We start from the raw sequence: 25,786 nt of genomic DNA on the forward strand, positions 1-25,786 counted from the left end.
GGGCCTGTCAGCCGGCGACAACCGTGCCGTGGCCGGTACCGCGCAGGATCGCACCTATCGAACCGGGCTCGGCGATCGAGAATACGATGATAGGCAGCGCAGTCTCGCGGGCAAGCGCGAATGCGGTCGCGTCCATCACCTTGTAGCCACCTTCGATGGCCTGCGAATGCGTCAGGCGGTCGAAACGCTTGGCGGACGGGTCTTTTTTGGGATCGGCGCTGTAGACACCATCGACATTGGTGGCCTTCAGCACCGCCTGCGCCCCGATCTCGGCCGCCCGCAGCACCGCCGTGGTGTCGGTGGTGAAAAACGGATTGCCGGTTCCGCCGCCGAGCAGGACGATACGGCCCTCGGCAAGGTATTTGTGCGTCGCACTGCGGGTGAACAGTTCGGAAATCTCGGGCATCACGAACGCCGACAGGGTTCGCGCCGGCGTCCCCTTGCGTTCGATGGCCGCCTCGACCGCAAGGCAGTTCATCATGGTGGCGAGCATGCCCATGGTGTCGCCGGTCGGGCGGGACACGCCACGCGAGGAGACTTCGACGCCGCGAACGATGTTGCCGCCGCCGACCACCACCGCCACCTCAACCCCGAGCTGGCGCGCGGCGATCAAATCGTCGGCGATACGGTCCACGGTAGGCTGGTCGATGCCGAAGGACTGGCTGCCGGCGAGATATTCGCCCGAGATCTTGATCACGACGCGACGATAGACCGGCTCTGCCATAGCTTGTCGCTTCCTTCATTCCGCGCAGGCATCCTCCGGCGCAACGGCGCCGGAAGATTGTCGACCGCGGTTACTTCTTGCCGCTGGCCGCCGCGACTTCGGCTGCGAAGTCGGATTCCTGCTTTTCGATTCCTTCGCCGAGAGCATAGCGCACAAATCCGGCGATCTTAACGGGCGCTCCGATCTTGCCTTCGGCTTCCTTCACCGCCTGCGCGACCGATTTGCCCTTTTCGTCGTGGATGAACGCCTGCTCCAGCAGACAGACTTCCTTGTAGTAGGTCTTCAGACCGGACTCGACGATCTTCTCGATCACGTTCTCCGGCTTGCCCTGCTGGCGATATTTGTCGGCCAGCACGTCCTTTTCCCGCTTCACGGTTTCCGGGTCGAGGCCGGACGGATCGAGCGCCTGCGGATTGGTCGCGGCGACGTGCATCGCGAGCTGGCGGCCGAGCGCCGCGAGCTCATCGGCCTTGCCGGTCGATTCGAGCGCCACAAGCACGCCCATCTTGCCGGCGTTGTCGATGACAGCGCCGTGGATGTAGCTCGCCACCACGCCATTGGCGACCTCGAGCAACGCCGCACGGCGCAGCGTCATGTTCTCGCCGATGGTGGCGATCGCGTCCGAAATCGCGGTTTCGACGGTGAAGTCGCCGATCTTCGCAGCCTTGATCGTTTCGACGTCGGCACCGACGCGAAGCGCGACCTGCGCGACCATCTTGACCAGGCCCTGGAACTGCTCGTTGCGGGCGACGAAATCGGTCTCCGAATTGACTTCGACGACGACGCCCTTATTGCCCGACGTCATCGCGCCGATCAGGCCTTCCGCAGCGACGCGGCCGGCCTTCTTCGCGGCCTTGGACAAGCCCTTCTTGCGCAGCCAATCCTGCGCTTCCTGCATATTGCCCGCGGTTTCGGTGAGCGCAGCCTTGCAGTCCATCATGCCTGCGCCGGTCGACTCGCGCAGTTCCTTGACCATCGCCGCAGTGATCGTTGCCATCGTTGAATGTCCTTCTTGCCCGTTAGCCGCGAGCGCGGCGCGCCTTGCGCCGTGCCGCCATCAGCTACAGGAATGCCGTAACAGGGAAATCAAACCGGTGGCCGGAAGGCCGGCCACGCGGCGTTACAATTATTCCGCTTCCGCGGTCATCGCCTTGGCCTGGGCAACCCAGCCATCGGCGCGGCTCGGAAGTCCGACCTCTTCGCCGATCTTGTGCGCGGTATCGTGATCCAATTCGGCCAGCTGCCAATAGTGGAAGATACCGAGATCGTTGAACTTCTTCTCGATCGCACCCGACACGCCGGTGAGCTTTTTGAGGTTGTCGGCGGTGCCACGGGGACCCGCCAGACCCTGGAAGCCGGCCGGCTGCGGAGCAGCCGGGATTTCCTCACGGACCGGCTGCGCGGAAGCGCCGATGTCGATGCCGTGGTCGCCCTGGGCGCGCGAGATGCCGTCGATGGCGGCGCGGGCCACCAGATCGCAATACAGCGAAATGGCGCGGCCGGCGTCGTCATTGCCCGGCACCACATAGGTGATGCCCTTGGGATCCGAATTGGTGTCGACGATCGCGGCGACGGGAATGTTGAGCCGCTGCGCTTCCTGGATCGCGATGTCTTCCTTGTTGGTGTCGATCACGAAGATCATGTCGGGAAGCCCGCCCATGTCCTTGATGCCGCCGAGCGAACGGTCGAGCTTGTCGCGCTCGCGCTGCAGCGTCAGCCGTTCCTTCTTGGTGTAGGCGTTGGCATCGCCGGAATTGAGCACTTCATCGAGATGACGCAGCCGCTTGATCGAACCGGAAATGGTCTTCCAGTTGGTCAGCGTGCCGCCGAGCCAGCGCGAATTGACGAAATACTGCGCCGACCGCTTGGCGGCCTCGGCAACGCCGTCCTGCGCCTGCCGCTTGGTGCCGACGAACAGGATACGGCCGCCCTTGGCGACGGTGTCGCTGACCGCCTTCAACGCGGTGTGCAGCAACGGCACGGTCTGCGCGAGGTCGATGATGTGGATGTTGTTGCGGGCACCGAAGATGAAATCCGCCATCTTGGGATTCCAGCGGTGCGATTGGTGGCCAAAGTGAACGCCAGCTTCAAGCAGCTGACGCATAGAAAAATCGGGTAGCGCCATGGTAATACTTCTCCGGTTGGTTCCTCCGGAAGCGTGTGAGCAGACGAGCCTTATGGCCCGGCTGCCACCGGACGGCCTTTGAGAGCCATGCTTCCGTGTGAGATGGCGCGGTATATAGCCGGATTCCAGCCAGAAGCAAGGAAATACGGCCGGTTTTTGTCGCCGGCTGGCCCGGTCCGGGCCCCTAAATGCGGGCATTCGGGGCCCAAATCCGCCGAAAACCCCCGCGAAGACCCTATCTCGGCCGGGATGGTGAGAACGATTCGCATTGTCGCCGGCTTCCGGCAGGCGTAACCTTCACCCAATTCGCAAGCGCCCGCATCGTGAGGCGACGACGCGAGTTTCCTCCCGATGCCCGGATTGCCCGTTGCAATGGAGGAACCGTTATGACCGTCTCCCCGACCCTGCAGAACTACCTGGACCAGACCGTTACCTACGAGCTGATCCCTCATGCCCGCACCATGTCGTCGACGCGCACAGCCGAGGCTTGCCATGTGCCAGGCGACGCTCTGGCCAAAGGCGTCGTCCTTCGCCGTGAGGACGGCTACATGATGGCGATCCTTCCGGCTTCCCGCCATCTCCATTTGCCGGCCTTGAAAATGCAGCTCGGCCACAAGGTTGATCTGGCGAGTGAAGAGGAGGTCGCGAAGCTGTTTGGCGACTGCGAGCGCGGGGCCGTGCCACCCGTTGGCGAATGCTTTGGGCTCGATGTCATCGTCGACGACAGCATCGATGCGCAGAGCGAGATCTACATGGAGGCTGGCGACCACGCTACACTCATCCGTCTGGACCGCGATCAGTTCGCACGATTGACCGCGAAGGCCTGGCATGGCCACTTCACAACGCACGATTGAGGCCGCTCGAGCGCCGGTCGAGCGACCTCAAGCAACGCCATCGCGCGCGTTCGCCGTTGAACAGCCGCGACCAGTTGCTCCAAGGCGTGTCGATCGCGAGGCGTCGCCGTGCTTCAGTGATGGGCTGAAACACTCTTGACGTACCCGGACACCACGTCGCCGGACGTTGAATGGCTGATGTCACCCAGGCTGATCATGCCGACCATCCGCTTGCTTTTGTTGATCACCGGCAACCTGCGGACTTTCAGCGTCTCCATGTGATGCACCGCCTTGGCGAGGTCATCGTCCTCCCGGCAGCAGTGGATACCTTCGGTCATCACGTCGCGCGCCTTGGCGCGGCTGGCATCGAAGCCGTTGCCAGCAAGCCCTTTGCAGACGATGTCGCGATCGGTCACCATTCCGATCAGCTGATCGTCCTCCCCGATCGGAATGCAGCCGATATCATGCGCTCGCATCAGCTTTGCGATTTCGGTGACAGGCGTGTCGGGGCTGACCCAGTCGACGCCCTTGTGCATCGCTTCCTTGACTTTCATGGCGGACCTCCGTTGCTGCGATTTCAGGTGGTATCCCCGTGATGCAGAACAGTTCCCCCTTGGCTCGACTATACGACGGATCGGATCGGACGGCATCGCAAAAAAATGCGATGACAACTCCGCAATGCAGGAAAAGCCCTCGCCGGCAGCACGTCCATCAATCCAGGATGCCTCGCCAGCGTCGAATGGCGGGCGCGCGCAGGCGCCGGCCTCAGCTCACCATGCGCTGGCGGTTTTCCCAGTACGGCTTGCGCAACTCACGCTTCAGGATCTTTCCGGCGCCGGACAATGGCAGCGGGATCTCCGTGACCTCGACACTGCGCGGGCATTTGTAACCTGCGATCAGCGTCTTGCAGAAATCCATCAACTCGTCGGGGGTTGCCCTCGCGCCAGGCTTGGGAACGACAATGGCGTGAACCTGCTCGCCCCAACGCTCACTCGGGATACCGATCACGGCGCATTGCGCCACCGACGGATGCTGCGCCAGCGCGTTCTCGACCTCGGCCGAATAGACGTTCTCGCCGCCGGAGATGATCATGTCCTTGACGCGGTCGACCACGTAGACAAAGCCGTCCTCATCCATGTAGCCGCCGTCGCCGGTGTGCATCCAGCCGTCGATGATGGCCTTGGCGGTTTCCTCGGGCCGCTCCCAATAGCCCATCATCACATTGTCACCGCGCACCGCGATCTCGCCGACGGTGCCCGTGGGCACCACATTGTCATCGGCATCGACGATCTTGACCTCGCAACCGAGCGTGGCGCGGCCGGCGCCGCGATGCCGCCCCTTGGCGCGGCCATCGCCGACATGCTCCTTCCAGTGCAGTATCGTCGCGATCGGCGACAATTCCGTCATGCCATAGGCTTGCGTGAACTGCACATTCGGCAATGCCTTCATGGCGCGGCTGAGCACGGCATCGCTGATGACGGAGGCGCCATAGGCGATACCCGTCAGCGACGACAAGTCGTACTCGCCGAGTTTCGGATGATCGACGAACATCTGGATCATGGTCGGCACCAGCAGCACGTCGGTCACGTGATCGCGTTGCATCGCGCCGGCGACGCCGTCGGGCGTAAAACCCTGGATGATGACGTTGGAGCCGCCGCTCAGCAGCACCGAATACATCGCGGCCCCATTGGCAAGGTGGAACATCGGCGCGGCGTGCAGATAGACCGTGCTGCTCGGCCACATGCCTTCGCCGAGCGCGTTCAGCGCATTGACCATCAGATTGCCGTGGCTGAGCATCACGCCCTTGGAGCGTCCGGTGGTGCCGCCGGTATAGAAGATGCCGGCGAGATCCTCGCTTTTGCGCATCGCATCCTGAATCGGCGCGCTGCGCGCGATCAACGCCTCATACCCCTCCATGCCGGCGGGGGCGTCCCCATCATCGGCATAGATCAGCTTGAGGCCCGGGATCGCCTGAGCGAGCGTCGCGCCGACCGCAGCAAAAGCCTTGTCGACGAACAGGATCCCGGCGCGGCAGTCGCGCATGGCGTCTTCGTTCTCCAGCGGGCTCCAGCGGATGTTGAGCGGCACGATCACGGTGCCGGACCAGCCGGCGGCAAGATAAAGCTCGAGATAGCGATCGGAATTAAGCGACAGGATCGCGACACGGTCGCCGGCTTGCGCGCCGAGTGCCCGGATGCCGGCGGCAAGCCGCGCCACGCGGTCGCCGACCTCGCGCCAGCTTTTCTTGCGGTCGCCATAGACGATGGCAAGGCCGTTTGGATTGATCTGCAGCGCGCGCCGCAGGCCGTGCGTGATGTTCATTCCCGTCCTCCCTTTGCCGGCCGGCTTTTCTTGGGTGTTGCCGGGCCGCGTTTCCTTGGCCGGTCTTGCGCCAGCCCTTCGGTGAGTTGAGCCGCGAACCGGCTGGCGACGGCTTCCGCCGACCACGCGCCGTCGCGCTGATACCAATGACCGATCCAGTTCAGCGAACCTGCGATGGCAAAAGCCGCGAGCTTCGGGTCGCACGGCTTGATCGAACCGTCGGCGACGCCGTCGGCGAGGTATTTGCGAAAGGTCCGGTCGATGCGCTTCTTGGCGGCGCGGACGATCTTCTGGTTTTCAGCGGTCAGGTCGCGCGCATCGAACCGCACCAGACTGGCGCCGGAATCAGTCGTCATCTGCTCGGCATAGGCCTGGATCAGCTTGCGCAGCTTGACGAGCGCATTGCCGCCGCCATTGTCAATTTCAGCGATGAACTCGTCGACGATTTCCTGCCCCAACGCCCAGCATTCGAACAGGATCTCGTCCTTACTGCGGAAATAATTGTACAGCGCCGGCTTGGTGATGTTCAGCCGCTCGGCGACATCGTTCAGCGTGACGCGGTGATAGCCCTGCTCGAGAAACAGCCGCACCGCGGTGCGCAGCACGGCTTCGCGTTTTTCGTCGCGCGCGCGGCGGCGGCTCTCGAATGGCATCCATGGCGATGGATTGGTTTCGGGTGACTGTGCATCCATCCTGATTATTGCCTGCTCTGCATTGACGGGCTCCGTCGGCCCGTATATTACCCATGGGTAAGAAAAAGTCCAATGGGTAATAAAGGGAGCGCACCATGACATCCAGCGTCTATGTTGCCGGCGTCGGCATGATCCCCTTCGTCAAACCGGGCGCGAACGCGCCCTACCCGGTGATGGGCGCGGAAGCGACCAGGCTCGCGCTGGCTGACGCCGGCGTCGGCTACGAGATGATCCAGCAGGCCTATGCCGGCTATGTCTACGGCGATTCAACCTGCGGGCAGCGTGCGCTCTACCAGGTCGGCATGACCGGCATCCCCATCATCAACGTCAACAACAACTGCTCGACCGGTTCGACCGCGCTGTTCATGGCGCGGCAAGCGATTGAATCAGGCGCGCTCGATTGCGTGCTGGCGCTCGGTTTCGAGCAGATGAAGCCCGGCGCTCTCGGCGCTGTTTTCACCGACCGGCCGAGCGCGTTCGACGAGTTCGACGCCGCGGCCGACAAATTGGTCGACGCGCAAGGCGTCCCGCTGGCGCTGCGCTATTTCGGCGGCGCCGGTCTCAGCCACATGAAGAAATACGGCACGCCGCTGACCTCGTTCGCCAAGGTGCGGGCCAAGGCGAGCCGGCATGCCAAGAACAATCCCCTGGCGCTGTTCCGCAAGGAAGTCAGCGCTGACGACGTCATGAACGACCAGGTGATCTGGCCGGGCGTGATGACGCGGCTGATGGCCTGCCCGCCAACCTGCGGGGGCGCTGCGGCAGTATTGGTCTCGGAGAAATTCGCCAGCCAGCACGGCCTCCGCAAGGACGTCCGGATCGCGGCGCAGGCGATGACCACCGATACCCCCTCCACCTTCAAGGCCGGCGACATGATGCAGGTGGTTGGCTTCGACATGACGCGCGCCGCGGCAAACAAGGTCTATGAGGCCGCCGGCATTGGTCCTGACGATCTTGACGTCGTCGAGCTGCACGACTGCTTCGCGCATAATGAGCTGATCACCTATGAGGCGCTCGGCCTGTGCCCCGACGGCGGCGCGGAGTGCTTCATCGACGACGGCAACAACACCTATGGCGGCAAGACCGTGACCAATCCGTCCGGCGGCCTGCTGTCCAAGGGCCATCCGCTCGGCGCCACCGGCCTCGCGCAATGCTATGAACTGACGCATCAGCTGCGCGGTTCGGCCGAAGCACGACAAGTGGACGGCGCAAGGCGCGCCCTGCAGCACAATCTCGGCCTCGGCGGGGCCTGCGTCGTCACGCTCTACGAACGCGCCTGAGGCCCTGACATGATTGACCCTTCCCTCATCGGCCGCAGCCTTTCGCCTGTCACCGCGCATGTCGAGCCCGGACGTCTGCGTTATTTCCGCGAGACGCTTGGCGAGACCAATCCGGTCTATGGCGATGCCAAGGCCGCGCAGGCTGCCGGCTATGCCGCGACGCCGGTGCCGCCGACCTATCTGTTCTGCCTTGAGATGATGGACGCCGAACAGGCCTTCGAGTTCATCACCGTGATCGGCGTCGACATTGGGCGCCTGCTGCATGGCGAACAGCGCTTCACGTACCGGGCGCCCGTGGTGGTCGGCGATACGCTGCTGTTCCAGCCGCGCATCGTCAGCGTCGCCGACAAAAAGGGGGGCGCGATGACCCTGGTCGGCATCGAAACCAAAGTCACCAATCAGAACGGCACCCATGTCGCGGACTGCGCCCGCACCGTTGTCGTGCTCAATCCGGCAACCGCATGAGTACGCCCGTGAAAACCCAGCCCGCGATAGGCGACCGCATCGTCCACAAGGTGTTTCCGCCGATCAACCGCCACACGCTGGCGCTCTATTGCGGCGCCTCGGGCGACCACAATCCGATCCATGTCGACCTGGATTTCGCCAAGGCCGCCGGATATCCGGATGTCTTTACCCACGGCATGCTGGTCATGGGCTATCTCGGCCAGGCGCTGACCGATGCGGTCCCTCCCCCGCGGCTTCGCATGTTCTCGACGCGCTTCGTCGCGATCACGCAGCTTGGCGCTCGCCTGACCTGCGAGGGGCATATTGCCGAATTCGTCGAACATGATGGCGAGCGATGCGCGAAGCTGGCGCTGACCACCAAGGACGAGAACGGCGACCTCAAACTTGCCGGCGAAGCCGTTATCGCGCTCTGAACAGGAAGCACAAATGACCAAGCTCAAGGGAAAAGTCGCACTGATCACGGGATCGGGGCGAGGCATCGGCCGCGCGATTGCGCTGAAACTCGCCAGCGAGGGCGCGAAGGTCGTGGTCAACGATCTCGATGCAGCGCCGGGCGACGCCGTCGCCGCGGAAATCCGCAAGGGAGGCGGTGAAGCCATCGCGATCAACGGCAGTGTTTCCGAATCCGGCTTCTCCGACCGTTTCGTCGGCGCAGCCATGGAAACATTCGGCGGCCTCGACATCATCATCAACAACGCCGGTTATACCTGGGACTCGACGATCCAGAAGATGACCGACGAGCAGTTCCAGGCCATGCTTGACGTCCACCTGGTCGCACCGTTCCGTCTGCTGCGCGCCGCCTCCGAGCCGATCCGGATCATGGCAAAGAAAGAGGCCGAAGCCGGCCGCGAGGTGTTTCGCAAGGTGGTCAACATCTCCTCGATTGCCGGGCTCTACGGCAATGCCGGACAAGCGAGCTATTCGTCGGCCAAGGCGTCGCTGATCGGACTGACGCGCACGCTTTGCAAGGAATGGGGACGCTACAAGGTCAACGTCAATTGCGTGGCCTTCGGCCTGATCAATACGCGCCTGACCCAGCCGATCGAAACCCAGCAGAAGACCATCGACGTCGCCGGCCGTGACATCAAGGTCGGGGTCCAGCCTCAGATGCTCGACGCGATGGCCAGAATGATTCCGCTCGGACGCGGCGGCACGCCGGAAGAAGCCGCCGATGCGGTCTATCTGTTCTGCAGCCCGGAATCGAACTACATCAGTGGGCAAGTCGTCGTCTGCGGTGGCGGCCTCATCATCTAGCCCGGGGATCCCATGCAATATCGTTCTTCCTGGATGACAGAGGAGCTGGACGTCTTTCGCGACCAGTTTCGCAAGTTCCTCGCCAAGGACCTGGCGCCGCACGCCGAGACCTGGCGCGATCAGAAGATGGTCGATCGCTCGGCCTGGCGAGCGCTGGGCGAGATGGGCGCCCTGCTGCCGAGCGTCCCGGAAGCCTATGGCGGGCTGGGCGCCAGCTTCGCCTACGAAGCGGCTGTAATCGAGGATCTCGAAACCGTGGTGCCGGAAGTGACGACTGGGTACTCGGTGCATAGCGCCATCGTCGCGCATTACATTTTGAACTACGGGTCCGAGGAACAGAAGGGGCGCTGGTTGCCGAAAATGGCCAGCGGCGAGTTCGTCGGCGCCATCGCCATGACCGAACCCGGCACCGGTTCCGATTTGCAGGGCGTGCGGACGACGGCCCGAAAGCAAGGCAACAATTACGTCATCAACGGCCAGAAGACCTTCATTACCAACGGTCAGGCCGCCGACCTGATCATCGTTGTCGCGCGCACCGGGGAGCCCGGCGCCAAGGGAATCTCGCTGATCGTCCTCGAAACAGAAGGCAATGATGGTTTCCGCCGCGGCCGCAACCTCGACAAGATCGGCCTGCACGCATCCGACACGTCCGAATTGTTCTTCGACAATGCGGTGGCGCCGCCGGAGAACCTGCTGGGCAGCGAGGAAGGCAATGGCTTCGTGCAGCTAATGCAGCAGTTGCCGCAGGAGCGCCTCTCGCTTGCCGTCGGCGCCGTGGCGTCGATGGAGCGCGCGATCAAGCTGACCGCCGACTACACCAAAGAGCGCAAGGCCTTCGGCAAGCCCATCATCGAATTCCAGAATACCGCCTTCAAACTGGCCGAGCGCAAGACCGAGGCCATGGTGGCGCGGGTGTTCGTCGACTGGTGCGTCGAACGCCTTGTCGCCGGCGAACTCGATACCGTGACCGCTTCCATGGCGAAATGGTGGTGCTCGCAGAAGCAGGTGGAAACCGCGGATGAATGCCTGCAGCTGCACGGCGGCTACGGCTACATGGAGGAATACCCGATCGCGCGGATGTTCGTGGATGCACGCATCCAGAAGATCTACGGCGGCACCAACGAGATCATGAAGCTGTTGATCGCACGGTCGCTGTAACGCCCTGGCGGCTTCCCTCGCCTCAACTACCTTGCCGATCGGAGCGCCATCCAGAACATGACGCCGGTACGGCCTGTTTTATTCGGCCAGTCGAAGTTCCGCAATTGTGACCTTCGCAGCGGCGTCATCCAACGGAAGGAAATCGAGAGGGCCGGGATTGTTGTAGGCTGACGTTATTGCCGTGGTGACTACCAGCCCGAGTACGCCCATCCCCGCGTTGGCGGTGAAGGCGTTCTTTCGCGCGCTCGGCCTCGCCACGTAAAAATACGTGCGGCCAGATTCCGTTGCGACGTCGTGCCGAGTAACACCGGGAAAGCCGGCTTCCGTAGCGCCCAATTGATGCTGACCGGTTCCGCGATCGGCATACACATAGGTGCCGGTCTTGAGACCGCTCATTGGCTGTCCATCGACCTGAACCTGCCAACCCCCGTCAACGATGCCACCAAAGCCCTTTTCGCGAAGGATGACGATGCGCGACTGTCCCGGTCTTGGCGGACCAATCTTCTGCATCATCCCCGAGTAGTCCAGCCCGCTCCTTGCAGTTTCACAACCCGATAACAACATTGCGGCGAACAACACCGCAGCACCACGCCAAAACATCACGCCCCCAACACTGTCCCCGATCATCCATAGTCATTAGCAAGGCAAGGTTGCAAGAGTCATAACGAGACATTCTTGTGGGATAGGGCAGCCGACGGGTGACGCCTACAGCGTCTGCACGTCGACTACGCCCGACACCGCCTTGATCGCGCCGGCGATCTGCGGCGAGACCTTGAAGCGGCCGGGAAGCTTCATCTCGACCTCGGTTTCGAGGTCGAGCATGATCACCAGCGAGACGTCGCCATCGGCGCCGCCGACCGGCGCAGGCGCCGGTTTCATCGGCAGGCCCTTTGGCGCGCCGGGCACGACCGGCTCCGGCATGTTCAGCCGCCGTGCGATCGAATCCAGCGGCTTAGTGTCGCGGACGAAAATCCGCAAACCCTTCTGGGTTTTGGCCGCGGCGTCATCCAGCGGCTCGGCATGCAGCACCCTCGCCCGCACGTCCTCGCCCTGCAGTTCGGCGCCGAGCTGCAGCAGCACAGCAGCCCCCGGCTCCAGCACGTCGCGATATTGCGCGAGGCCTTCGGAGAACAGCACCGCTTCGAAATGGCCGGTCGGGTCGGACAGGCCCATGATGCCCATCTTGTTGCCGGTCTTAGTCCGCCGCTCCATGCGCGAGACGACCGTGGCCGCGACCTTGCCGGCGGTCGCGCCGGTTTTGACCGCGCGCGAGAATTCCGCCCAGGACTGCACGCGCAGCCGCTTCAGCACCGTGGCATAGTCGTCGAGCGGATGGCCGGACAGGAAGAAGCCGATGGCGTCGTATTCGCGCCGCAGCCGCTCGGCCGGCAACCACGGTTCGATCTGCGGCAGCATGATGGTCGGAGCATCCGCGGCGCCGCCGAACATGTCGTTCTGCCCGATCGTCGACGCCTCATGGCTGCGCTGGCAGGCGGCCAGAATAGCCTCGGCGCCGCCAAATACCCGCGCGCGGTTTGAATCGATCGTGTCGAAAGCGCCGGCGGCGGCCAGGCTTTCGATGACGCGCTTGTTGATGGCGCGCGGATTAACGCGCGCGGCGAAATCGGCGAGCGAAGTGAACAGCCCTTTGCGCCGTTCTTCCACGATCAGTTCGACCGCCTGCGGGCCGACGCCCTTCAGCGCGGCCAGCGCATAATAAATGGTGTTTTCGCCAACCTCGAAGGTCGCACCCGAGCGGTTGATGTTGGGCGCCTCGACCTTGATGCCGAGCCGCTGCGCCTCGGCGCGAAACTCCGACAGCTTGTCGGTGTTGTTGAGTTCGAGCGTCATCGACGCGGCCAGGAACTCGACCGGATAGTGCGCCTTCATATAGGCGGTGTGATACGACACCAGCGCGTAGGCCGCGGCGTGGCTCTTGTTGAAGCCGTAGTCGGCGAACTTTGCGAGCAGTTCGAAGATCGTATCGGCCTGCCCCTTCGGCACGCCGTTCTTGACCGCCCCGGCGACGAAGATCGCGCGCTGCTTCTCCATCTCGGCGCGGATCTTCTTGCCCATCGCGCGGCGCAGCAGGTCGGCGTCGCCAAGCGAATAGCCGGCCATCACCTGGGCGATCTGCATCACCTGTTCCTGGTAGATGATGACGCCGAAGGTTTCCTTCAGGATCGGCTCCAGGATCGGATGCAGATATTCCGGTTCCTCGTCACCGTGCTTGCGCGCGCAATAGGTCGGGATGTTAGCCATCGGGCCGGGGCGATAGAGCGCCACCAGCGCGATGATGTCCTCAAAGCGGTCGGGCCGCATGTCGACCAGCGCGCGCCGCATGCCCTGGCTTTCCACCTGGAACACGCCGACCACATCGCCCCTGGCCAGCATCTGGTAGCTCGGGGCGTCCTCGATCGGCAGCGTCGCCAGATCGACGTGGATATCGCGTTGCCTGAGCAATTTGACCGCGACGTCGAGCACGGTCAGCGTCTTCAGGCCGAGAAAGTCGAACTTCACGAGGCCGGCCGGCTCGACCCATTTCATGTTGAACTGGGTCACCGGCATGTCGGATTTGGGATCGCGATAGAGCGGCACCAGTTCGCTCAAGGGGCGATCGCCGATCACGATGCCGGCGGCGTGCGTCGAAGCGTGCCGGGTCAGTCCTTCCAGGCGCTGCGCGATGTCGAAGGCGCGCGCCACAACGGGGTCTTCGTCGCGGAACGCCTGCAGTTTTGGTTCACTCTCGATCGCCGCGGCCAGCGTTACCGGGGCTGCGGGATTCTGCGGCACCAATTTGGTCAGTTTGTCGACCTGCCCGTAAGGCATCTGCAGCACGCGGCCGACGTCGCGCAGCACGCCCCTCGCCTGCAGCGTTCCGAAGGTGATGATTTGCGCCACCTGATCGCGGCCGTAGCGCTGCTGCACGTAGTCGATGACCTCGCCGCGGCGGTCCTGGCAGAAGTCGATGTCGAAGTCCGGCATCGAGACGCGTTCGGGATTGAGGAAGCGCTCGAACAGCAGGCCAAAGCGAAGCGGATCGAGGTCGGTGATGGTCAGCGCATAGGCCACCAGCGATCCCGCGCCCGAGCCGCGGCCCGGCCCGACCGGAATGTCGTTGTCCTTGGCCCATTTGATGAAGTCGGAAACGATGAGGAAGTAGCCCGCATAGTTCATGCGGTTGATGACGTCGATCTCGAACGCCAGCCGCTTCTGGTAATCCTCCTCCGAGGTGCCCTGCGACAGGCCATGCACCGAAAGGCGCCTGGCGAGCCCCTCCTCGGCCTGACGCTTCAGTTCGGCGGCCTCTTCGCCTGCCGCATCGGATCCCGATCCCGCGCCAACCGTAAAGCGCGGCAAAATCGGCTTGCGCGTCATCGGCCGGAACGAACAGCGTTCGGCGATCTCGACGGTGGAAGCCAAGGCCTCCGGAATGTCGGCGAACAGGACCGCCATTTCGGCGCGGGTCTTGAAGCGGTGATCCGGCGTCAGCTGCTCGCGGTCGGTCTCGGCGATCAGGCGGCCGCCGGCGATGCAGAGCAGCGCGTCGTGGGCTTCGTAGTCGTCAGTGCTGGCGAAATACGGCTCGTTGGTTGCGACCAGCGGCAGGCCCTTGGCATAGGCGAGATCGATCAGGCCCGATTCGACACGGCGCTCCTTGTCGATGCCGTGGCGCTGCAATTCGATATAGAGGCGGTCGCCGAACAGGCTGGTCAGCCGGTCGCATCGCGTCGCCGCCAGCGCAGAATGATCGCCGTGCAGCGCCAGCGAGATCGGCCCCTCGGGGCCGCCGGTCAGCGCGATCAGGTCCTCCGAGTAGCCTTCAAGCCATTCGAGCTTGATGTGCGGAGATTGATGAACCGGCGTCTCCTGGAACGCCCGCGAGTTCAGGTGCATCAGGCTGCGATAGCCCCGCTCGCGCGCCGCCAGCAGCACGATTCGCGCAGGCGCGGCGGCCAGCGCATTGCGCGCGTTGGGATCCTGGTCGCCGAAATCGACCGCGAGTTCCAACCCGACGATCGGCTGGATGCCATAGCCCGCCATCTTGTCGGAAAATTCCAGCGCCCCGAACATGTTGTCGGTATCGGTCAGCGCCAGGGCCGGCTGGCGGTCGGCTTTGGCAAGCTCGCCGAGCTTGGCGATCTTGATCGAACCCTTCAGCAGCGAATAGGCCGAATGAACGTGGAGATGAACGAATCCGGCGTTGGACATGTCGCTTTGAGGGCTCTTGCATCGTGGATGGGAGCGATCGTCAGGCTTCTCCGAGAAACTCCCCGGGCGCCGACTCGCCAACTCCAATGGTGATGCGTTGGGCTAGCGGAGTCCACGCGGAACGCTCAGCTTGCGCCCGCCATCCGGCTTTTCCCCAAGGGGCTGTCGAAACCTGCTTTGGGGGTACGCCGGCCCCGATCCCGCCCCCACCTCAGAGCTGGGGAATGAGCTGCGCCCACACCGCGATCATCCCGACAAACAGCGTAATCGACGCCAGAGCGGCGGCTTCTTCCACAAACATCCTCAACATCGCAGGCACTCCCGATCCAAGAACATATGAGGAACATTGTTCCTTTTTTGTTCTAAGAGTCAAGCGCGCCTGGCGGGTCAGTTTGAAGAATGACCCCCGTGGTTAATTCTTGGGTCCCCGTCCCCCCGTCGCAATGTCTGTGATCGCTTGGCGAGCCGGTTGGGGTCGCTAGGGCGTTTCGGGTGGCTTGCCGTTCCCGCCTTCTGTCCGAGGCCGTTCAATAAGCTCGTATGTGGGAACGTGGCCGCTATTCCACCACGACTCCAGCGCAGCCCCGCAGACCGTGCAGACCGCGTCACCTGTTTGCGGTACCAAGAACTTCTCTTCAGTACGTCTGTACTCGGCGCCGCAATTGCATTGGACAATTGTCGCCATCCCCAGAATATGCGCCCGGAACCGCCCTTTTTCCAGCCCGGAACTCTGCCGCAATCAAACTATCCCACTCCGGGCCGCCTCCCGTCGCGAGTCTATATTGGACTTGGCGTTGGTTGGGGGTGCGGGGCGCTCGGGGATCAGATGAGCGCTCTCATCAGCTTTTCGATGTAGTCATTCACGGCATCTGCAAAGTCGCACTGAGAGCCCGGCCCGGCCGCGTCTCCGTGAGCTTTCACCACCGACCGAACACTTTCCAAGGCGTCCCTTTGCTGAGGTGCAGGCGTCACGGCGACCATCTCGTTGATGGCATTTTCTGCCAGAGGAATGGCGCTCGTCTTGGCCTCCGCAATCAGCGGGCTCAGCACGGAGGTGCATTTGTGTACGTTTTCCATGCCCCAAATATGCGCCCGGCCCGGCCCGTTTTCCAGCCCTCGAGCCTGCCACAATCACACTGACCCGCGACCCAAGCGTCAGTCGCGAGCCAGTTTGAAGGATGACCCCGGTGGTCAATTCCGGGCGTGCCGATTCCGGTCGCAGAGATCAGAGGCTGGGGTCGCTGGGTTGGGGAGTCTTGCTTATCACTGGCACGACATCCCCGCTTCCATCGGCCCCCAGAAGCCGCATTCCGTGGTGGGGTGATGGGGACCGCGCGCGTGAAGGCGGCCGTTGAAAATCAGCAGGGCTGCGGCGGCGAGAAGGACGGCTGAAACGATGATGGGGAATCTTATTTTCATTTCCCGAATATGCCTTCGGGAGCTGACCAATTCCAGCCCGCGCGGCTAGGCCGTCTTTCGTCCAAAGACCGGCGATGTCCTCTTGACCGGCTTCCAGCCGAAATAATCATGGGTACCGGACCAGGCGTGGACTTCGGTCTGGCAAACCATGCATTCGAATTTGCCCGAATGCTTGTGCTGATGCTGCTCCCTCGTCGCGGAGTAATCCATTCCGCAACCGGGGCAGGTAAATTCTTCTGATGTCCAGATGCTGCTTGCCATTGCGCAACTATGCGCCGGCGGCGAGCTAATTCAAGTCCGCGACAGCCCTGTAGTTAAGGACGCGATAAGCGGACTCGCGCTCCCGCGTTAACAAACACTTCCGCGATATCCGACCAGTGCGCCCAACAAAAAAAGCCCCGGGGCAATGCCCGGGGCTTCAATGGTCTCGCTAGAGGACAGCGAAATCAGTACTCAGATCAATACTTAGTTAGATCAGTACTTGCCGATGGTCGGGCCGCCGAACTTGTAGTTCAGGCGAGCGGTAACGAGATCGACGTCCTGGCTGATGCGATCGGTGCCGAAGAACACGCCAGCCGGCGTGGTGAAGGTGTAGGTCCGATCCTGCAGGAAGATGTGATTGTATTCGACGCCAATCGACCAGTTCGGGGCGAAGCCGTATTCGAGGCCAGCACCGACCGTGCCACCCCAGCGGGTGTCGTCGCCGGTGGACGCAGCAAGCGCGCCAGCAACGGTGTTGATGTGGTTACGATTCGAGGTCACAGCAGCACCGCCCTTGACGTAGAGCAGGACGTTGTTGACGGCATAACCGACCTGACCGGTGAACAGGCCAAACGCGTCGATCTTCGAGTGGTTGACGAAGCCGGGGAACAGCAAGCTGGTGTTCGAACCCTTGAAGTCAGCCCAGTTGCCCTGCGCTTCCAAGCCGAACACCCAGGTGCCGGCCTGCCAGCGATAGCCGATCTGACCACCGACCGTGGCGCCCGATGCGTCATGCGAACCCTCGGGGCCAAACGCAACGTTGGGAGCGACCGCGTCCCATTCATTGCGGCTCCAACCGCCGCCACCGTTGACGCCGATGTAGAAACCACTCCAGTCATACACAGCGGCGATCATCGGCGGCGCCTTGGTGTAAGGACGCGCAGCGAGATCCGCAGCCACTGCCGGCGCAGCCGCGCCGAGCGCGATCAGACTGGCCGTTACAAGCAAAACCTTCTTCATCTTTTTTAATTCCCGTTCCAGTTGGTACAGCCCCCAAGGCCGTAGCAGCGTCATATCATTCTTCGTTTGAATTGCTGTAACTTCACAGCAACAGCGCGCGCGAAACGACTTCAGTAAAAACGTAAGTTAATATTGTGTTACAGGCACTTTTCGAAACATTGTGTGCACGTTCGCCGCAGAAAATTCACAATGGAACCGCGCAACGGTATCGCCGTGTGAGATTGTGTTGAAGAGATGGCACGGAGTGCGGCTTGAGACGTTCAACGATCCGTGATGGAACCGACGAGCGCGCTCCGAGCTCAACGAGATTCGAATGCGTGGAGCGATTCCAATTCCATTGTGAAGCTGTCGTCATTCCAGCTCGACGACCTGACCGTCCACCAGCGACACCCGCCGGTCCATGCGGCCGGCCAATTCCATGTTGTGGGTTGCGATCAGCATCGCGACCCGCGTCGCCTTCACGAGCTGCATCAGGGCGTTGAAGACGTGATCGGCGGTGTGCGGATCGAGGTTGCCGGTCGGCTCGTCCGCCAGCAGCACCCGCGGCGCATTGGCGACTGCGCGTGCGATCGCGACGCGCTGCTGCTCGCCGCCGGACAGTTCGGCCGGGCGATGGGTGATGCGTTCGCCAAGACCGAGATAGGCCAGGATCTCCGTTGCACGCTTGATCGTCTCGTTGCGCTTGAGACCACGGATCATCTGCGGCAGCATGACGTTTTCGAGCGCGGTGAATTCCGGCAGCAGCCGGTGCTGCTGGTAGACGAAGCCGATGTCGGAACGCCTGATGTGGGTGCGGTCGATGTCTGACAATTGCGAGGTCGGCACTCCCCCGACATAGACCTCGCCGTCATCGGGGCTTTCGAGCAGGCCCGCGATATGCAGCAGCGTCGACTTGCCCGAGCCCGACGGCGCCACCAGCGCCACCGACTGCCCGGCCCACAGCGCGAGCTTGGCGCCGTTGAGAATGGTCAGCGTCGCCTCACCCTGCGTGTACTGGCGTTTTATCTCGTGGAGATAGACCACCGGTACATCTTCCGCGCCCTCGGCCATTTTGCCCTCACTCATACCGGAGCGCGTCCACGGGATCGAGGCGCGCCGCGCGCCAGGACGGATAGAGCGTGGCCAGGAACGACAGCGTCAGCGCCATGATTACGACGGCAGAGGTCTCGCGGAAGGCGATCTCGGCCGGAAGCTTCGAGAGGAAATAGATCTCTCGCGGAAATATGTCGGTGTTGGTGAGCCACGACAGGAATATCTGGATCGATTCGATGTTGAGACAAATCAGCATGCCGACGAAAAAGCCGGTCAGCGTGCCGACCACGCCGATCGCGGCCCCCGTGATCAGGAATATCCGCATGATCGAGCCCTGCGAGGCGCCCATGGTGCGCAGGATCGCAATGTCCTGGCCCTTGTCCTTGACCAGCATGATCAGGCCGGACACGATGTTGAGCGCCGCGACCAGCACGATCATGGTCAGGATCAGGAACGTCACGTTGCGTTGGACCAGCAGCGCATTGAAGAAGGTCGAGTTGCGCTGCCGCCAGTCGACCAGGAACACCGGCCGCCCGGCCGCCTCCGTCACCAGCCTGCGGAAAGTGTCGATCTTGTCCGGATTGCTGGTGAACACCTCGATCGCGGAGACGTCGTCCTTGCGGTTGAAATAGACCTGTGATTCCGGCAGCGGCATGAATACGAAGCCTGAGTCATATTCCGACATGCCGATCTCGAACACGGCGGTGACCTTGTAGGGCTTGATGCGCGGCGTGGTGCCCATCGGGGTCACAGCCCCCTTCGGGGCAACCAAGGTGATGCTGTCGCCGGCACGCAATGACAACGTATCGGCGAGCCGGCGACCGATCGCGACGCCCTGCCCCTCGTCGAAGCCTTCCAGGGTGCCCTGCTTGATGTTCCCCGAGATCGAGGTGAGGTTGTTCAGGTCAGCGGCGCGCATGCCGCGCACCACCACACCCGAGGCGTTGAACGCCGACGACGCCAGCGCCTGACCGTCAACCACCGGCGCGGCCAGCCGGATACCCTGAATCTGGCTGATCCGCTCGGCGACATCCTTCCAGTCGGTCAGCGGCGATTCCAGAGGTTGAACCAGCAGATGTCCGTTGAGGCCGAGGATCTTGTCCAGCAGTTCCTTGCGAAAGCCGTTCAACACGGCCATCACGACGATCAGCGTCGCGACGCCGAGCATGATGCCGAGGAACGAAAAACCGGCGATGACGGAAATGAAGCCTTCCTTGCGACGCGCCCGCAAGTAACGCCCGGACAACAGCCATTCGAACTGCGAAAACGGCGGGGTACGAACTGTCTCCTTCATGGTCTCACCCATCACTCGTACCGGAGCGCGTCGACGGGATCGAGGCGCGCGGCGCGCCAGGACGGATAGAGCGTGGCCAGGAACGACAGCGTCAGCGCCATGATCACCACCGCGGTGGTCTCGCCGAAATCGATCTCGGCGGGCAGCTTGGACAGGAAGTAGAGCTCCGGCGAAAACAGCTCGGTATTGGTCATCCACGACAGGAATTGCCGGATCGATTCGATGTTCAGGCATACCAGCATGCCGACGAAAAAGCCGGTCAGCGTGCCGACCACGCCGATCGCAGCGCCCGTGATCAGGAATATCCGCATGATCGAGCCTTGCGAGGCGCCCATGGTGCGCAGGATCGCAATGTCCTGGCCCTTGTCCTTTACCAGCATGATCAGGCCGGACACGATGTTGAGCGCCGCGACCAGCACGATCATGGTCAGGATCAGGAACATCACGTTGCGTTCGACCTGCAGCGCGTTGAAGAAGGTCGAATTGCGCTGCCGCCAGTCGACCAGGAACACCGGCCGCCCGGCCGCTTCCGTCACCAGTTTGCGGAAAGCATCGATCTTGTCCGGATTGGAGGTGAACACCTCGATCGCGGTGACGTCGTCCTTGCGGTTGAAATAGGCCTGCGACTCCGGCAGCGGCATGAACACGAAGCTCGAATCATATTCCGACATGCCGATCTCGAACACCGCGGCGACCTTGTAGGCCTTGATGCGCGGTGTGGTGCCCATCGGGGTCACGGCCCCCTTCGGGGCAACCAATGTGATGCTGTCGCCGGCATGCAACGACAGCGTATCGGCGAGCCGACGCCCAATGGCAACGCCCTGCCCTTCGTCGAAGCCTTCCAGCGTGCCCTGCTTGATGTTCTTGGCGACCGAGGTGAGGTTGTTCAGGTCCGCGGAACGTATGCCCCGCACCAGCACGCCCGAGGCGTTGAAGTACGAGGACGCCAGCGCCTGGCCGTCTACCACCGGCGCGGCCAGCCGGATGCCCTGAACCTGGTTGATACGCTCGGCGACATCCTTCCAGTCGGTCAGCGGCGATTCCAGCGGCTGAATTAAGAGATGTCCGTTGAGGCCGAGGATCTTGTCCAGCAGTTCCTTGCGAAAGCCGTTCATCACGGCCATCACGATGATCAGCGTCGCGACGCCGAGCATGATGCCGAGGAACGAAAAACCGGCGATGACGGAAATGAACCCTTCCTTGCGACGCGCCCGCAGGTAACGCCCCGACAACAGCCATTCGAACTGCGAAAACGGCGGGGTTCGGACTGTCTCGTTCATGGTCTCATCCATCTTTCGATAATCCCATGATTCGGGGCCAAATGTGGCCGGGAATGGCCAAGAATACCCGCCCCCGTGGATAATCTTTATCCCGCTATCTTCCGCTTATCGTCCAACTATCTTGGCGACCGCTTCCGCCGGGCTGAGATTCTCGCGTGAGCCGTCGCTGCGCCGCTTGATCTCGAGCTTGCCCTCGGCAAGGCCCTTGGGGCCGACCAGAATCTGCCAGGGGATACCGATCAGGTCGGCGGCGGCGAACTTCGCCCCTGCGCGCTGATCGGTGTCGTCATAGAGGACATCGACGCCCTTGGCCTCGAGCTCGCGATACAGCGCCTCGCAGGCCGCATCGGTATCGCTGGAGCCCTGCTTCAGGTTCAGGATCACGGCGGTGAACGGGGCCACCGCCTCGGGCCATTTGATGCCGGCATCGTCATGGCAGGCCTCGATGATGGCGCCGACCAGGCGCGACACGCCGACGCCGTAGGAGCCGCCATGGATCGGCACGTCGACGCCGTCGGCGCCCGCGACCATCGCCTTCATGGCGTCGGAATATTTGGTGCCGAAGTAGAAGATCTGGCCGACCTCGATGCCCCTGGTGTGCACCTTCTTCTCGGCAGGCACTTCGCTGTCGAAGCGCGCGGCATCGTGCACGTCCTCGGTCGCGGCATAGACCGAGGTCCATTGCTTGATGATCGGGGTCAGATCGCCGTCATAATCGACGTCGTCGCCCGGGATCGGCAGATTGAGCACGTCGCTGTCGCAATAGACGCCGGACTCGCCGGTCTCGGCCAGCACGATGAATTCGTGGCTGAGATCGCCGCCGATCGGGCCGGTCTCCGCGCGCATCGGGATCGCCTTCAACCCCATCCGCGCGAAGGTGCGCAGGTAAGCGACGAACATCCGGTTATAGGAGCGCCGCGCCGCCGCCTCGTCGATGTCGAACGAATAAGCATCCTTCATCAGGAACTCGCGGCCACGCATCACGCCGAAACGCGGACGCTGCTCGTCGCGGAACTTCCACTGGATGTGGTAGAGATTGAGCGGCAGGCTCTTGTAGGATTTGACGTAGGCGCGGAAGATCTCGGTGATCATTTCCTCGTTCGTCGGCCCGTACAGCAATTCGCGCTTGTGGCGGTCGCTGATGCGCAGCATTTCCGGACCATAGGCGTCGTAGCGGCCACTCTCGCGCCAGAGGTCGGCGAGCTGCAGCGTCGGCATCAGCAGTTCCAGGGCGCCTGCGCGGTCCTGCTCCTCGCGGACGATCTGCTCGATCTTCTTCAACACCCGAAAACCCAGCGGCAGCCAGGCGTAAATGCCCGCCGCTTCCTGCCGCATCATGCCGGCGCGCAGCATCAGGCGGTGCGAGACGATCTCCGCCTCTTTCGGATTCTCTTTCAGGATGGGCAGAAAAAACCGCGACAATCGCATGGGTCAACTCAGGGAATCAGGGGGCGATAAGGAAGAATGGCAGTGAAACCGGATCGGGTACGAAAATACAAGGCCGGGATACCTTAAAAAGCCGCAAGATGCGCGGATTTCCGGCCGTTTTGACCATGGATCTTGAGCCCATAATTGCGGCGCGATCAGGTCCGGGTTGGTCTTCGCAGGCAATGACGGGAATGGTGCGTCTCCATACGATTCTGTCGTCCCGGCGAAGGCCGGGACCCATACCGCGTGATCTCAAGGTGAAGCTCAGTAGGAGAGACCTTCCGCAAAACCACTCCCTGGGGTTATGGGTCCCGGCGTTCGCCGGGACGACGCGGATACAGTTTCACCTTCTCGCGGCGCGCTGCGCCCGAGCTTTGCCAGAAATTCCTTACCCTCCAAAAATAGAGGGCGCAGGGAATGCCGGATGCGCGCTGCACCCGCGGTCTCGTGTGCGAATAGTGCAAAGAAAGCTGCACACGAGCATACAGGGCAGCGGAGAGCATCCGACATTCCCTGCGCAATGGCTTTACGGCTTATAACGCGATCTCCCCGGTCGGGCCGTGCTCGTTGTCACCGTCACCCCTCGGAAGCGTTAGCCTCTCTGGAACTTGACGCCAGCATCGGGGCATCAGGACCACGCGTCTTTACCGTACGCTCAAGTTGCGCTCGTCAGTCGCAACATCAGCGTCCACCGCGACCTGTCCCTCGTTGTGACGTTGGCCAACGCCCCTCTGAGCGGGACAGGATGGCTATTAATGTGCCACTGATTTGTCTTCTGGAAAAGCGAAATATTTTTGATTTCGGGGATTGACACAAATTCCGAAAAACAGAACTGATTTGCCCGACGGGTTGTTTTGTCGCATGCTGGCCGCAAGATTGCACTTGCAAGCAAGGCGACGCAGCGCCCCATCACCGCAGGTCGAATTCGCCTTCCAGCGTGACCTTCTCGAAATCGGTCACCAGCACGTCGATCCGCATGCGCCAGCGGCCGGCGACCGGCAAGGGCACGCCGCGCGCGTGCCAGTAACCGTCGGGCCTGCGCTTGGCTTCACGTTCAAGCGGTTCGATACCGCGCTCCGGCAGGCTCAGCGTCAGCGTCGCCTCCTTGGCCGAGAGCTCGCCGAAGTCGCCGGTCAGCAATTGCAGCACGAAATCGTCCGACCCCACCTTGCCCGGCAATATCGAGACCTGAGCCATCGCCTTCTCGGTGTGGATATGGATCGCCAACGGCGCCTGCGCGGCGGCCGCCAGCACGCGCGGTGGCGGCGTGAAACGCCAGGTCGCGACCACGGCGAGGATACCCACTACCACGACGCATTCGAACAGGATCGAGCCGACCAATGGCCGCGTATTCCCTGGATTGGCCGCCACGGCCGGGGTCAAGCGGTACCGGTTCAGCGCGGCAAGCCCGAGCAGGACCGTCACCAGAACCAATTTGACCAGCAGGATATTGCCGTAGCGGGTGTCGATCAGCGCGCGAACGCTCTCCAGCTGGACGATCGCCAGACCCAATCCGCTCAACACCAAAAGCCCGACGACCGGCACGGCCAGGCGCGAGAACCGTTGCAGCACCGGCACCACCGCTCGCGTCGATTGGCGCGCCAGCACCACAAGAGGCGCGAGTGCGCCGACCCAAAAGGCGATGGCAACGCCATGAACGAACATCGCCGGCGCCGTCAGCGATTTCGGTGACGCCGTTGCGGCGTGTCCGCTGGTTGCCAGCGACAGCCCGACGCCTGCCATCGCGAGAACAGTCAATCCCCAGGCGGTCATCCTGGTCGGGCTGCGCCACGCGAACCAGGCGATGACCATCGACGCGATCGCAATCAGCAGCGACGGTCCGAGGCTGGTTCCGAGCGCGCTGGTCCATGGCGCTGATGTCGCCAGCCCGCCGAGCGGACGATCGAGCAAGTCGAGACCCTGCAGGCCAAGCGAGGCGACAGCGCTCGCGACACCGACGGCAAGCGCGCCCGTAATCACGCGCGCACCGCTGGCGCCCTGCCCGATCCATACGGCAAAGAACGCGCCGCCGACGCCTGCGAACAGGCCGACATAAACCCCGATGCGGGCCAGCCAGATCAGGATCGTAACCGGGCCGCCATTCGACTTGGCAGCGCCGGCCGTCACAACGCCGATCGAAAACACCAGCGATCCCGCGACGGGATGCCCGTCCTGGGAAACGACGCGATAGCTGATGACCTGCGTCCCGCGCGGCAGATCATCAGGCAACACGATCACGACGGATTGGTCGACCGCGCGAAACGTGACGGCGCGCGTCTTGCCCGCGGCGTCGATCAGGTTGACGACCGCGGGTGTGACGCTTTCGTTGAACTGCAATTGCAAAGTCTTTGGCGCCTCGGCCACGACGCTGCCATCGGCAGGTTCGGCGGCTACCAGCGACGCATGCGCAAACGTATCCGTTGCAAAACAGAGCGCCACCAGCAGTGCCGCGACGGCTGCGATGGCGCGTAGCATCGAATTTACGGCTTCGAAATCAGCTTGAGGCCCGGCGCCGGCGACTTGCCGTCATGTCCATGGCCCCCGGCAGACCCTTCCTTCGGAATATCGATCCAGCGGCTGACACCCTGCTCGCATTCCTGCACCACCGGAAAATACAGCGTTGTGTTGGGCTTCAGGCGGCTGGTCAAGAAGCTGGCGAAAACGAATTCGTCGTAATTGTCGTCGGCCAGCTTGCCGCCGCTCCATGCCACCTCCTTGACGCCTTCGGAGAATTTGTTGCCATGATATTCGTATTCGGCGGCGTATTTTCCCTTGATGGTCTCGAGAGTCCAGCCAGCCTTCGGCATCGGCTTGACGCTGATCACGCCTTCGGGGATTTGCACCCGGATTTTGACGGTGGCCGATCCCGCGCAACCATGCGGCACGGCAAATACCGCCTTGTAATAACCGCCGACGGCCGCCTCGCGCTTCTCCAGCGTCACGTGCGCGTTGGCGGAAGACGCGGCGCAGAGTGCAGCGACAGCGACTAGTAAGCCTGGCTTCGACATTTTTGGCCTCAAATGTTCATGCTGGTATAATCGGAGGAC

General features: G+C 62.6%; 22 protein-coding genes. 6 read left to right on the forward strand and 16 right to left on the reverse strand.

What is annotated here, in order from left to right; all coding sequences use genetic code 11:
* Positions 1-7: 7 nt before the first annotated feature.
* The 3 genes from pyrH to JQ567_RS02645 form a co-directional block, all read right to left on the reverse strand.
* Complete coding sequence (gene pyrH / locus JQ567_RS02635; protein ID WP_192733407.1) at positions 8-724, reverse strand: UMP kinase; 717 nt, start codon at positions 722-724, stop codon at positions 8-10.
* A 70-nt stretch (positions 725-794) separates the two neighbouring features.
* Positions 795-1,721: a translation elongation factor Ts gene (gene tsf, locus JQ567_RS02640; protein ID WP_212437350.1), complete on the reverse strand. Its 927-nt coding sequence runs from the start codon at positions 1,719-1,721 to the stop codon at positions 795-797.
* A 129-nt stretch (positions 1,722-1,850) separates the two neighbouring features.
* Complete coding sequence (locus JQ567_RS02645) at positions 1,851-2,849, reverse strand: 30S ribosomal protein S2 (RefSeq protein ID WP_192733409.1); 999 nt, start codon at positions 2,847-2,849, stop codon at positions 1,851-1,853.
* 386 nt (positions 2,850-3,235) lie between these two features.
* On the opposite strand from JQ567_RS02645, the gene JQ567_RS02650 reads away from it, so the two are divergent.
* Positions 3,236-3,703 (forward strand): aminoacyl-tRNA deacylase, encoded by a 468-nt coding sequence (locus JQ567_RS02650; RefSeq protein WP_212437351.1) that lies wholly within the window; start codon positions 3,236-3,238, stop codon positions 3,701-3,703.
* Between the two features lie 113 nt (positions 3,704-3,816).
* Here JQ567_RS02650 and JQ567_RS02655 read toward each other — a convergent pair whose 3' ends face one another.
* From JQ567_RS02655 to JQ567_RS02665, 3 genes are all read right to left on the reverse strand, one after another.
* Positions 3,817-4,236 carry a CBS domain-containing protein gene (locus JQ567_RS02655; protein WP_212437352.1) on the reverse strand — a complete coding sequence of 140 codons (420 nt, stop codon included), beginning with the start codon at positions 4,234-4,236 and terminating at the stop codon, positions 3,817-3,819.
* A 211-nt stretch (positions 4,237-4,447) separates the two neighbouring features.
* Positions 4,448-6,004, reverse strand: a complete 1,557-nt coding sequence (locus JQ567_RS02660; protein ID WP_212437353.1) for a long-chain fatty acid--CoA ligase — start codon at positions 6,002-6,004, stop codon at positions 4,448-4,450.
* Positions 6,001-6,696 carry a TetR/AcrR family transcriptional regulator gene (locus JQ567_RS02665; protein ID WP_249165180.1) on the reverse strand — a complete coding sequence of 232 codons (696 nt, stop codon included), beginning with the start codon at positions 6,694-6,696 and terminating at the stop codon, positions 6,001-6,003. The genes JQ567_RS02660 and JQ567_RS02665 overlap by 4 nt, the downstream gene beginning before the upstream one ends.
* 95 nt (positions 6,697-6,791) lie before the next feature.
* Here JQ567_RS02665 and JQ567_RS02670 point away from each other — a divergent pair, with 95 nt between their 5' ends.
* Genes JQ567_RS02670 through JQ567_RS02690 form a run of 5 tightly spaced genes read left to right on the forward strand, consistent with a single transcriptional unit; the run spans position 6,792 to position 10,853 of the window.
* Positions 6,792-7,976, forward strand: coding sequence for a lipid-transfer protein (locus JQ567_RS02670; protein ID WP_212437354.1), 1,185 nt, complete (start codon positions 6,792-6,794; stop codon positions 7,974-7,976).
* Between the two features lie 9 nt (positions 7,977-7,985).
* Complete coding sequence (locus JQ567_RS02675; protein ID WP_212437355.1) at positions 7,986-8,441, forward strand: MaoC family dehydratase N-terminal domain-containing protein; 456 nt, start codon at positions 7,986-7,988, stop codon at positions 8,439-8,441.
* A complete protein-coding gene (locus JQ567_RS02680; protein ID WP_212437356.1) occupies positions 8,438-8,854 on the forward strand; it encodes a MaoC family dehydratase in 417 nt (138 codons plus the stop codon). The genes JQ567_RS02675 and JQ567_RS02680 overlap by 4 nt, the downstream gene beginning before the upstream one ends.
* Before the next feature lie 13 nt (positions 8,855-8,867).
* A complete protein-coding gene (locus JQ567_RS02685) occupies positions 8,868-9,695 on the forward strand; it encodes an SDR family NAD(P)-dependent oxidoreductase (protein WP_212437357.1) in 828 nt (275 codons plus the stop codon).
* A 12-nt stretch (positions 9,696-9,707) separates the two neighbouring features.
* Positions 9,708-10,853: an acyl-CoA dehydrogenase family protein gene (locus JQ567_RS02690; protein ID WP_212437358.1), complete on the forward strand. Its 1,146-nt coding sequence runs from the start codon at positions 9,708-9,710 to the stop codon at positions 10,851-10,853.
* A 78-nt stretch (positions 10,854-10,931) separates the two neighbouring features.
* On the opposite strand, the gene JQ567_RS02695 is transcribed toward JQ567_RS02690, so the two are convergent.
* From JQ567_RS02695 to JQ567_RS02740, 10 genes are all read right to left on the reverse strand, one after another.
* On the reverse strand, positions 10,932-11,366 hold the full coding sequence (locus tag JQ567_RS02695; protein WP_249165181.1) for a DUF2846 domain-containing protein: 435 nt from the start codon (positions 11,364-11,366) through the stop codon (positions 10,932-10,934).
* A gap of 192 nt (positions 11,367-11,558) precedes the next feature.
* A complete protein-coding gene (gene dnaE, locus JQ567_RS02700) occupies positions 11,559-15,065 on the reverse strand; it encodes a DNA polymerase III subunit alpha (RefSeq protein WP_212437359.1) in 3,507 nt (1,168 codons plus the stop codon).
* 822 nt (positions 15,066-15,887) lie between these two features.
* A complete protein-coding gene (locus JQ567_RS02705; RefSeq protein ID WP_212437360.1) occupies positions 15,888-16,142 on the reverse strand; it encodes a hypothetical protein in 255 nt (84 codons plus the stop codon).
* A gap of 816 nt (positions 16,143-16,958) precedes the next feature.
* On the reverse strand, positions 16,959-17,705 hold the full coding sequence (locus JQ567_RS02710) for an outer membrane protein (protein WP_212437361.1): 747 nt from the start codon (positions 17,703-17,705) through the stop codon (positions 16,959-16,961).
* A 351-nt stretch (positions 17,706-18,056) separates the two neighbouring features.
* Positions 18,057-18,770, reverse strand: a complete 714-nt coding sequence (locus JQ567_RS02715; protein ID WP_409363572.1) for an ABC transporter ATP-binding protein — start codon at positions 18,768-18,770, stop codon at positions 18,057-18,059.
* On the reverse strand, positions 18,763-20,043 hold the full coding sequence (locus JQ567_RS02720; RefSeq protein ID WP_212437362.1) for a lipoprotein-releasing ABC transporter permease subunit: 1,281 nt from the start codon (positions 20,041-20,043) through the stop codon (positions 18,763-18,765). The genes JQ567_RS02715 and JQ567_RS02720 overlap by 8 nt, the downstream gene beginning before the upstream one ends.
* A complete protein-coding gene (locus JQ567_RS02725; protein ID WP_212262410.1) occupies positions 20,043-21,323 on the reverse strand; it encodes a lipoprotein-releasing ABC transporter permease subunit in 1,281 nt (426 codons plus the stop codon). Before JQ567_RS02725 ends, JQ567_RS02720 begins: the two co-directional genes overlap by 1 nt.
* Before the next feature lie 93 nt (positions 21,324-21,416).
* A complete protein-coding gene (proS, locus tag JQ567_RS02730; protein WP_212437363.1) occupies positions 21,417-22,739 on the reverse strand; it encodes a proline--tRNA ligase in 1,323 nt (440 codons plus the stop codon).
* A gap of 909 nt (positions 22,740-23,648) precedes the next feature.
* A complete protein-coding gene (locus tag JQ567_RS02735; RefSeq protein ID WP_212437364.1) occupies positions 23,649-25,214 on the reverse strand; it encodes a copper resistance CopC/CopD family protein in 1,566 nt (521 codons plus the stop codon).
* 5 nt (positions 25,215-25,219) lie between these two features.
* Positions 25,220-25,747, reverse strand: a complete 528-nt coding sequence (locus JQ567_RS02740; protein WP_212437365.1) for a YcnI family protein — start codon at positions 25,745-25,747, stop codon at positions 25,220-25,222.
* Between the last annotated feature and the right edge of the window lie 39 nt (positions 25,748-25,786).

This window comes from Bradyrhizobium sp. AUGA SZCCT0431 (assembly GCF_018131065.1).
Classification (GTDB): Bacteria; Pseudomonadota; Alphaproteobacteria; order Rhizobiales; family Xanthobacteraceae; genus Bradyrhizobium.

What these genes read in the sequence shown, in the direction of transcription:
- JQ567_RS02670 (WP_212437354.1), top strand. Translation starts at nt 6,792, where the DNA reads ATGACATCCAGCGTCTATGTTGCCGGCGTCGGCATGATCCCCTTCGTC.
- JQ567_RS02720 (WP_212437362.1), bottom strand. Translation starts at nt 20,043, where the DNA reads ATGGGTGAGACCATGAAGGAGACAGTTCGTACCCCGCCGTTTTCGCAG.
- JQ567_RS02740 (WP_212437365.1), bottom strand. Translation starts at nt 25,747, where the DNA reads ATGTCGAAGCCAGGCTTACTAGTCGCTGTCGCTGCACTCTGCGCCGCG.
- JQ567_RS02650 (WP_212437351.1), top strand. Translation starts at nt 3,236, where the DNA reads ATGACCGTCTCCCCGACCCTGCAGAACTACCTGGACCAGACCGTTACC.
- tsf (WP_212437350.1), bottom strand. Translation starts at nt 1,721, where the DNA reads ATGGCAACGATCACTGCGGCGATGGTCAAGGAACTGCGCGAGTCGACC.
- pyrH (WP_192733407.1), bottom strand. Translation starts at nt 724, where the DNA reads ATGGCAGAGCCGGTCTATCGTCGCGTCGTGATCAAGATCTCGGGCGAA.
- JQ567_RS02645 (WP_192733409.1), bottom strand. Translation starts at nt 2,849, where the DNA reads ATGGCGCTACCCGATTTTTCTATGCGTCAGCTGCTTGAAGCTGGCGTT.
- JQ567_RS02735 (WP_212437364.1), bottom strand. Translation starts at nt 25,214, where the DNA reads ATGCTACGCGCCATCGCAGCCGTCGCGGCACTGCTGGTGGCGCTCTGT.
- proS (WP_212437363.1), bottom strand. Translation starts at nt 22,739, where the DNA reads ATGCGATTGTCGCGGTTTTTTCTGCCCATCCTGAAAGAGAATCCGAAA.
- JQ567_RS02660 (WP_212437353.1), bottom strand. Translation starts at nt 6,004, where the DNA reads ATGAACATCACGCACGGCCTGCGGCGCGCGCTGCAGATCAATCCAAAC.
- JQ567_RS02715 (WP_409363572.1), bottom strand. Translation starts at nt 18,770, where the DNA reads ATGAGTGAGGGCAAAATGGCCGAGGGCGCGGAAGATGTACCGGTGGTC.
- JQ567_RS02710 (WP_212437361.1), bottom strand. Translation starts at nt 17,705, where the DNA reads ATGAAGAAGGTTTTGCTTGTAACGGCCAGTCTGATCGCGCTCGGCGCG.
- JQ567_RS02685 (WP_212437357.1), top strand. Translation starts at nt 8,868, where the DNA reads ATGACCAAGCTCAAGGGAAAAGTCGCACTGATCACGGGATCGGGGCGA.
- JQ567_RS02665 (WP_249165180.1), bottom strand. Translation starts at nt 6,696, where the DNA reads ATGGATGCACAGTCACCCGAAACCAATCCATCGCCATGGATGCCATTC.
- JQ567_RS02655 (WP_212437352.1), bottom strand. Translation starts at nt 4,236, where the DNA reads ATGAAAGTCAAGGAAGCGATGCACAAGGGCGTCGACTGGGTCAGCCCC.
- JQ567_RS02680 (WP_212437356.1), top strand. Translation starts at nt 8,438, where the DNA reads ATGAGTACGCCCGTGAAAACCCAGCCCGCGATAGGCGACCGCATCGTC.
- JQ567_RS02675 (WP_212437355.1), top strand. Translation starts at nt 7,986, where the DNA reads ATGATTGACCCTTCCCTCATCGGCCGCAGCCTTTCGCCTGTCACCGCG.
- JQ567_RS02705 (WP_212437360.1), bottom strand. Translation starts at nt 16,142, where the DNA reads ATGGAAAACGTACACAAATGCACCTCCGTGCTGAGCCCGCTGATTGCG.
- dnaE (WP_212437359.1), bottom strand. Translation starts at nt 15,065, where the DNA reads ATGTCCAACGCCGGATTCGTTCATCTCCACGTTCATTCGGCCTATTCG.
- JQ567_RS02725 (WP_212262410.1), bottom strand. Translation starts at nt 21,323, where the DNA reads ATGGATGAGACCATGAACGAGACAGTCCGAACCCCGCCGTTTTCGCAG.
- JQ567_RS02695 (WP_249165181.1), bottom strand. Translation starts at nt 11,366, where the DNA reads ATGATGCAGAAGATTGGTCCGCCAAGACCGGGACAGTCGCGCATCGTC.
- JQ567_RS02690 (WP_212437358.1), top strand. Translation starts at nt 9,708, where the DNA reads ATGCAATATCGTTCTTCCTGGATGACAGAGGAGCTGGACGTCTTTCGC.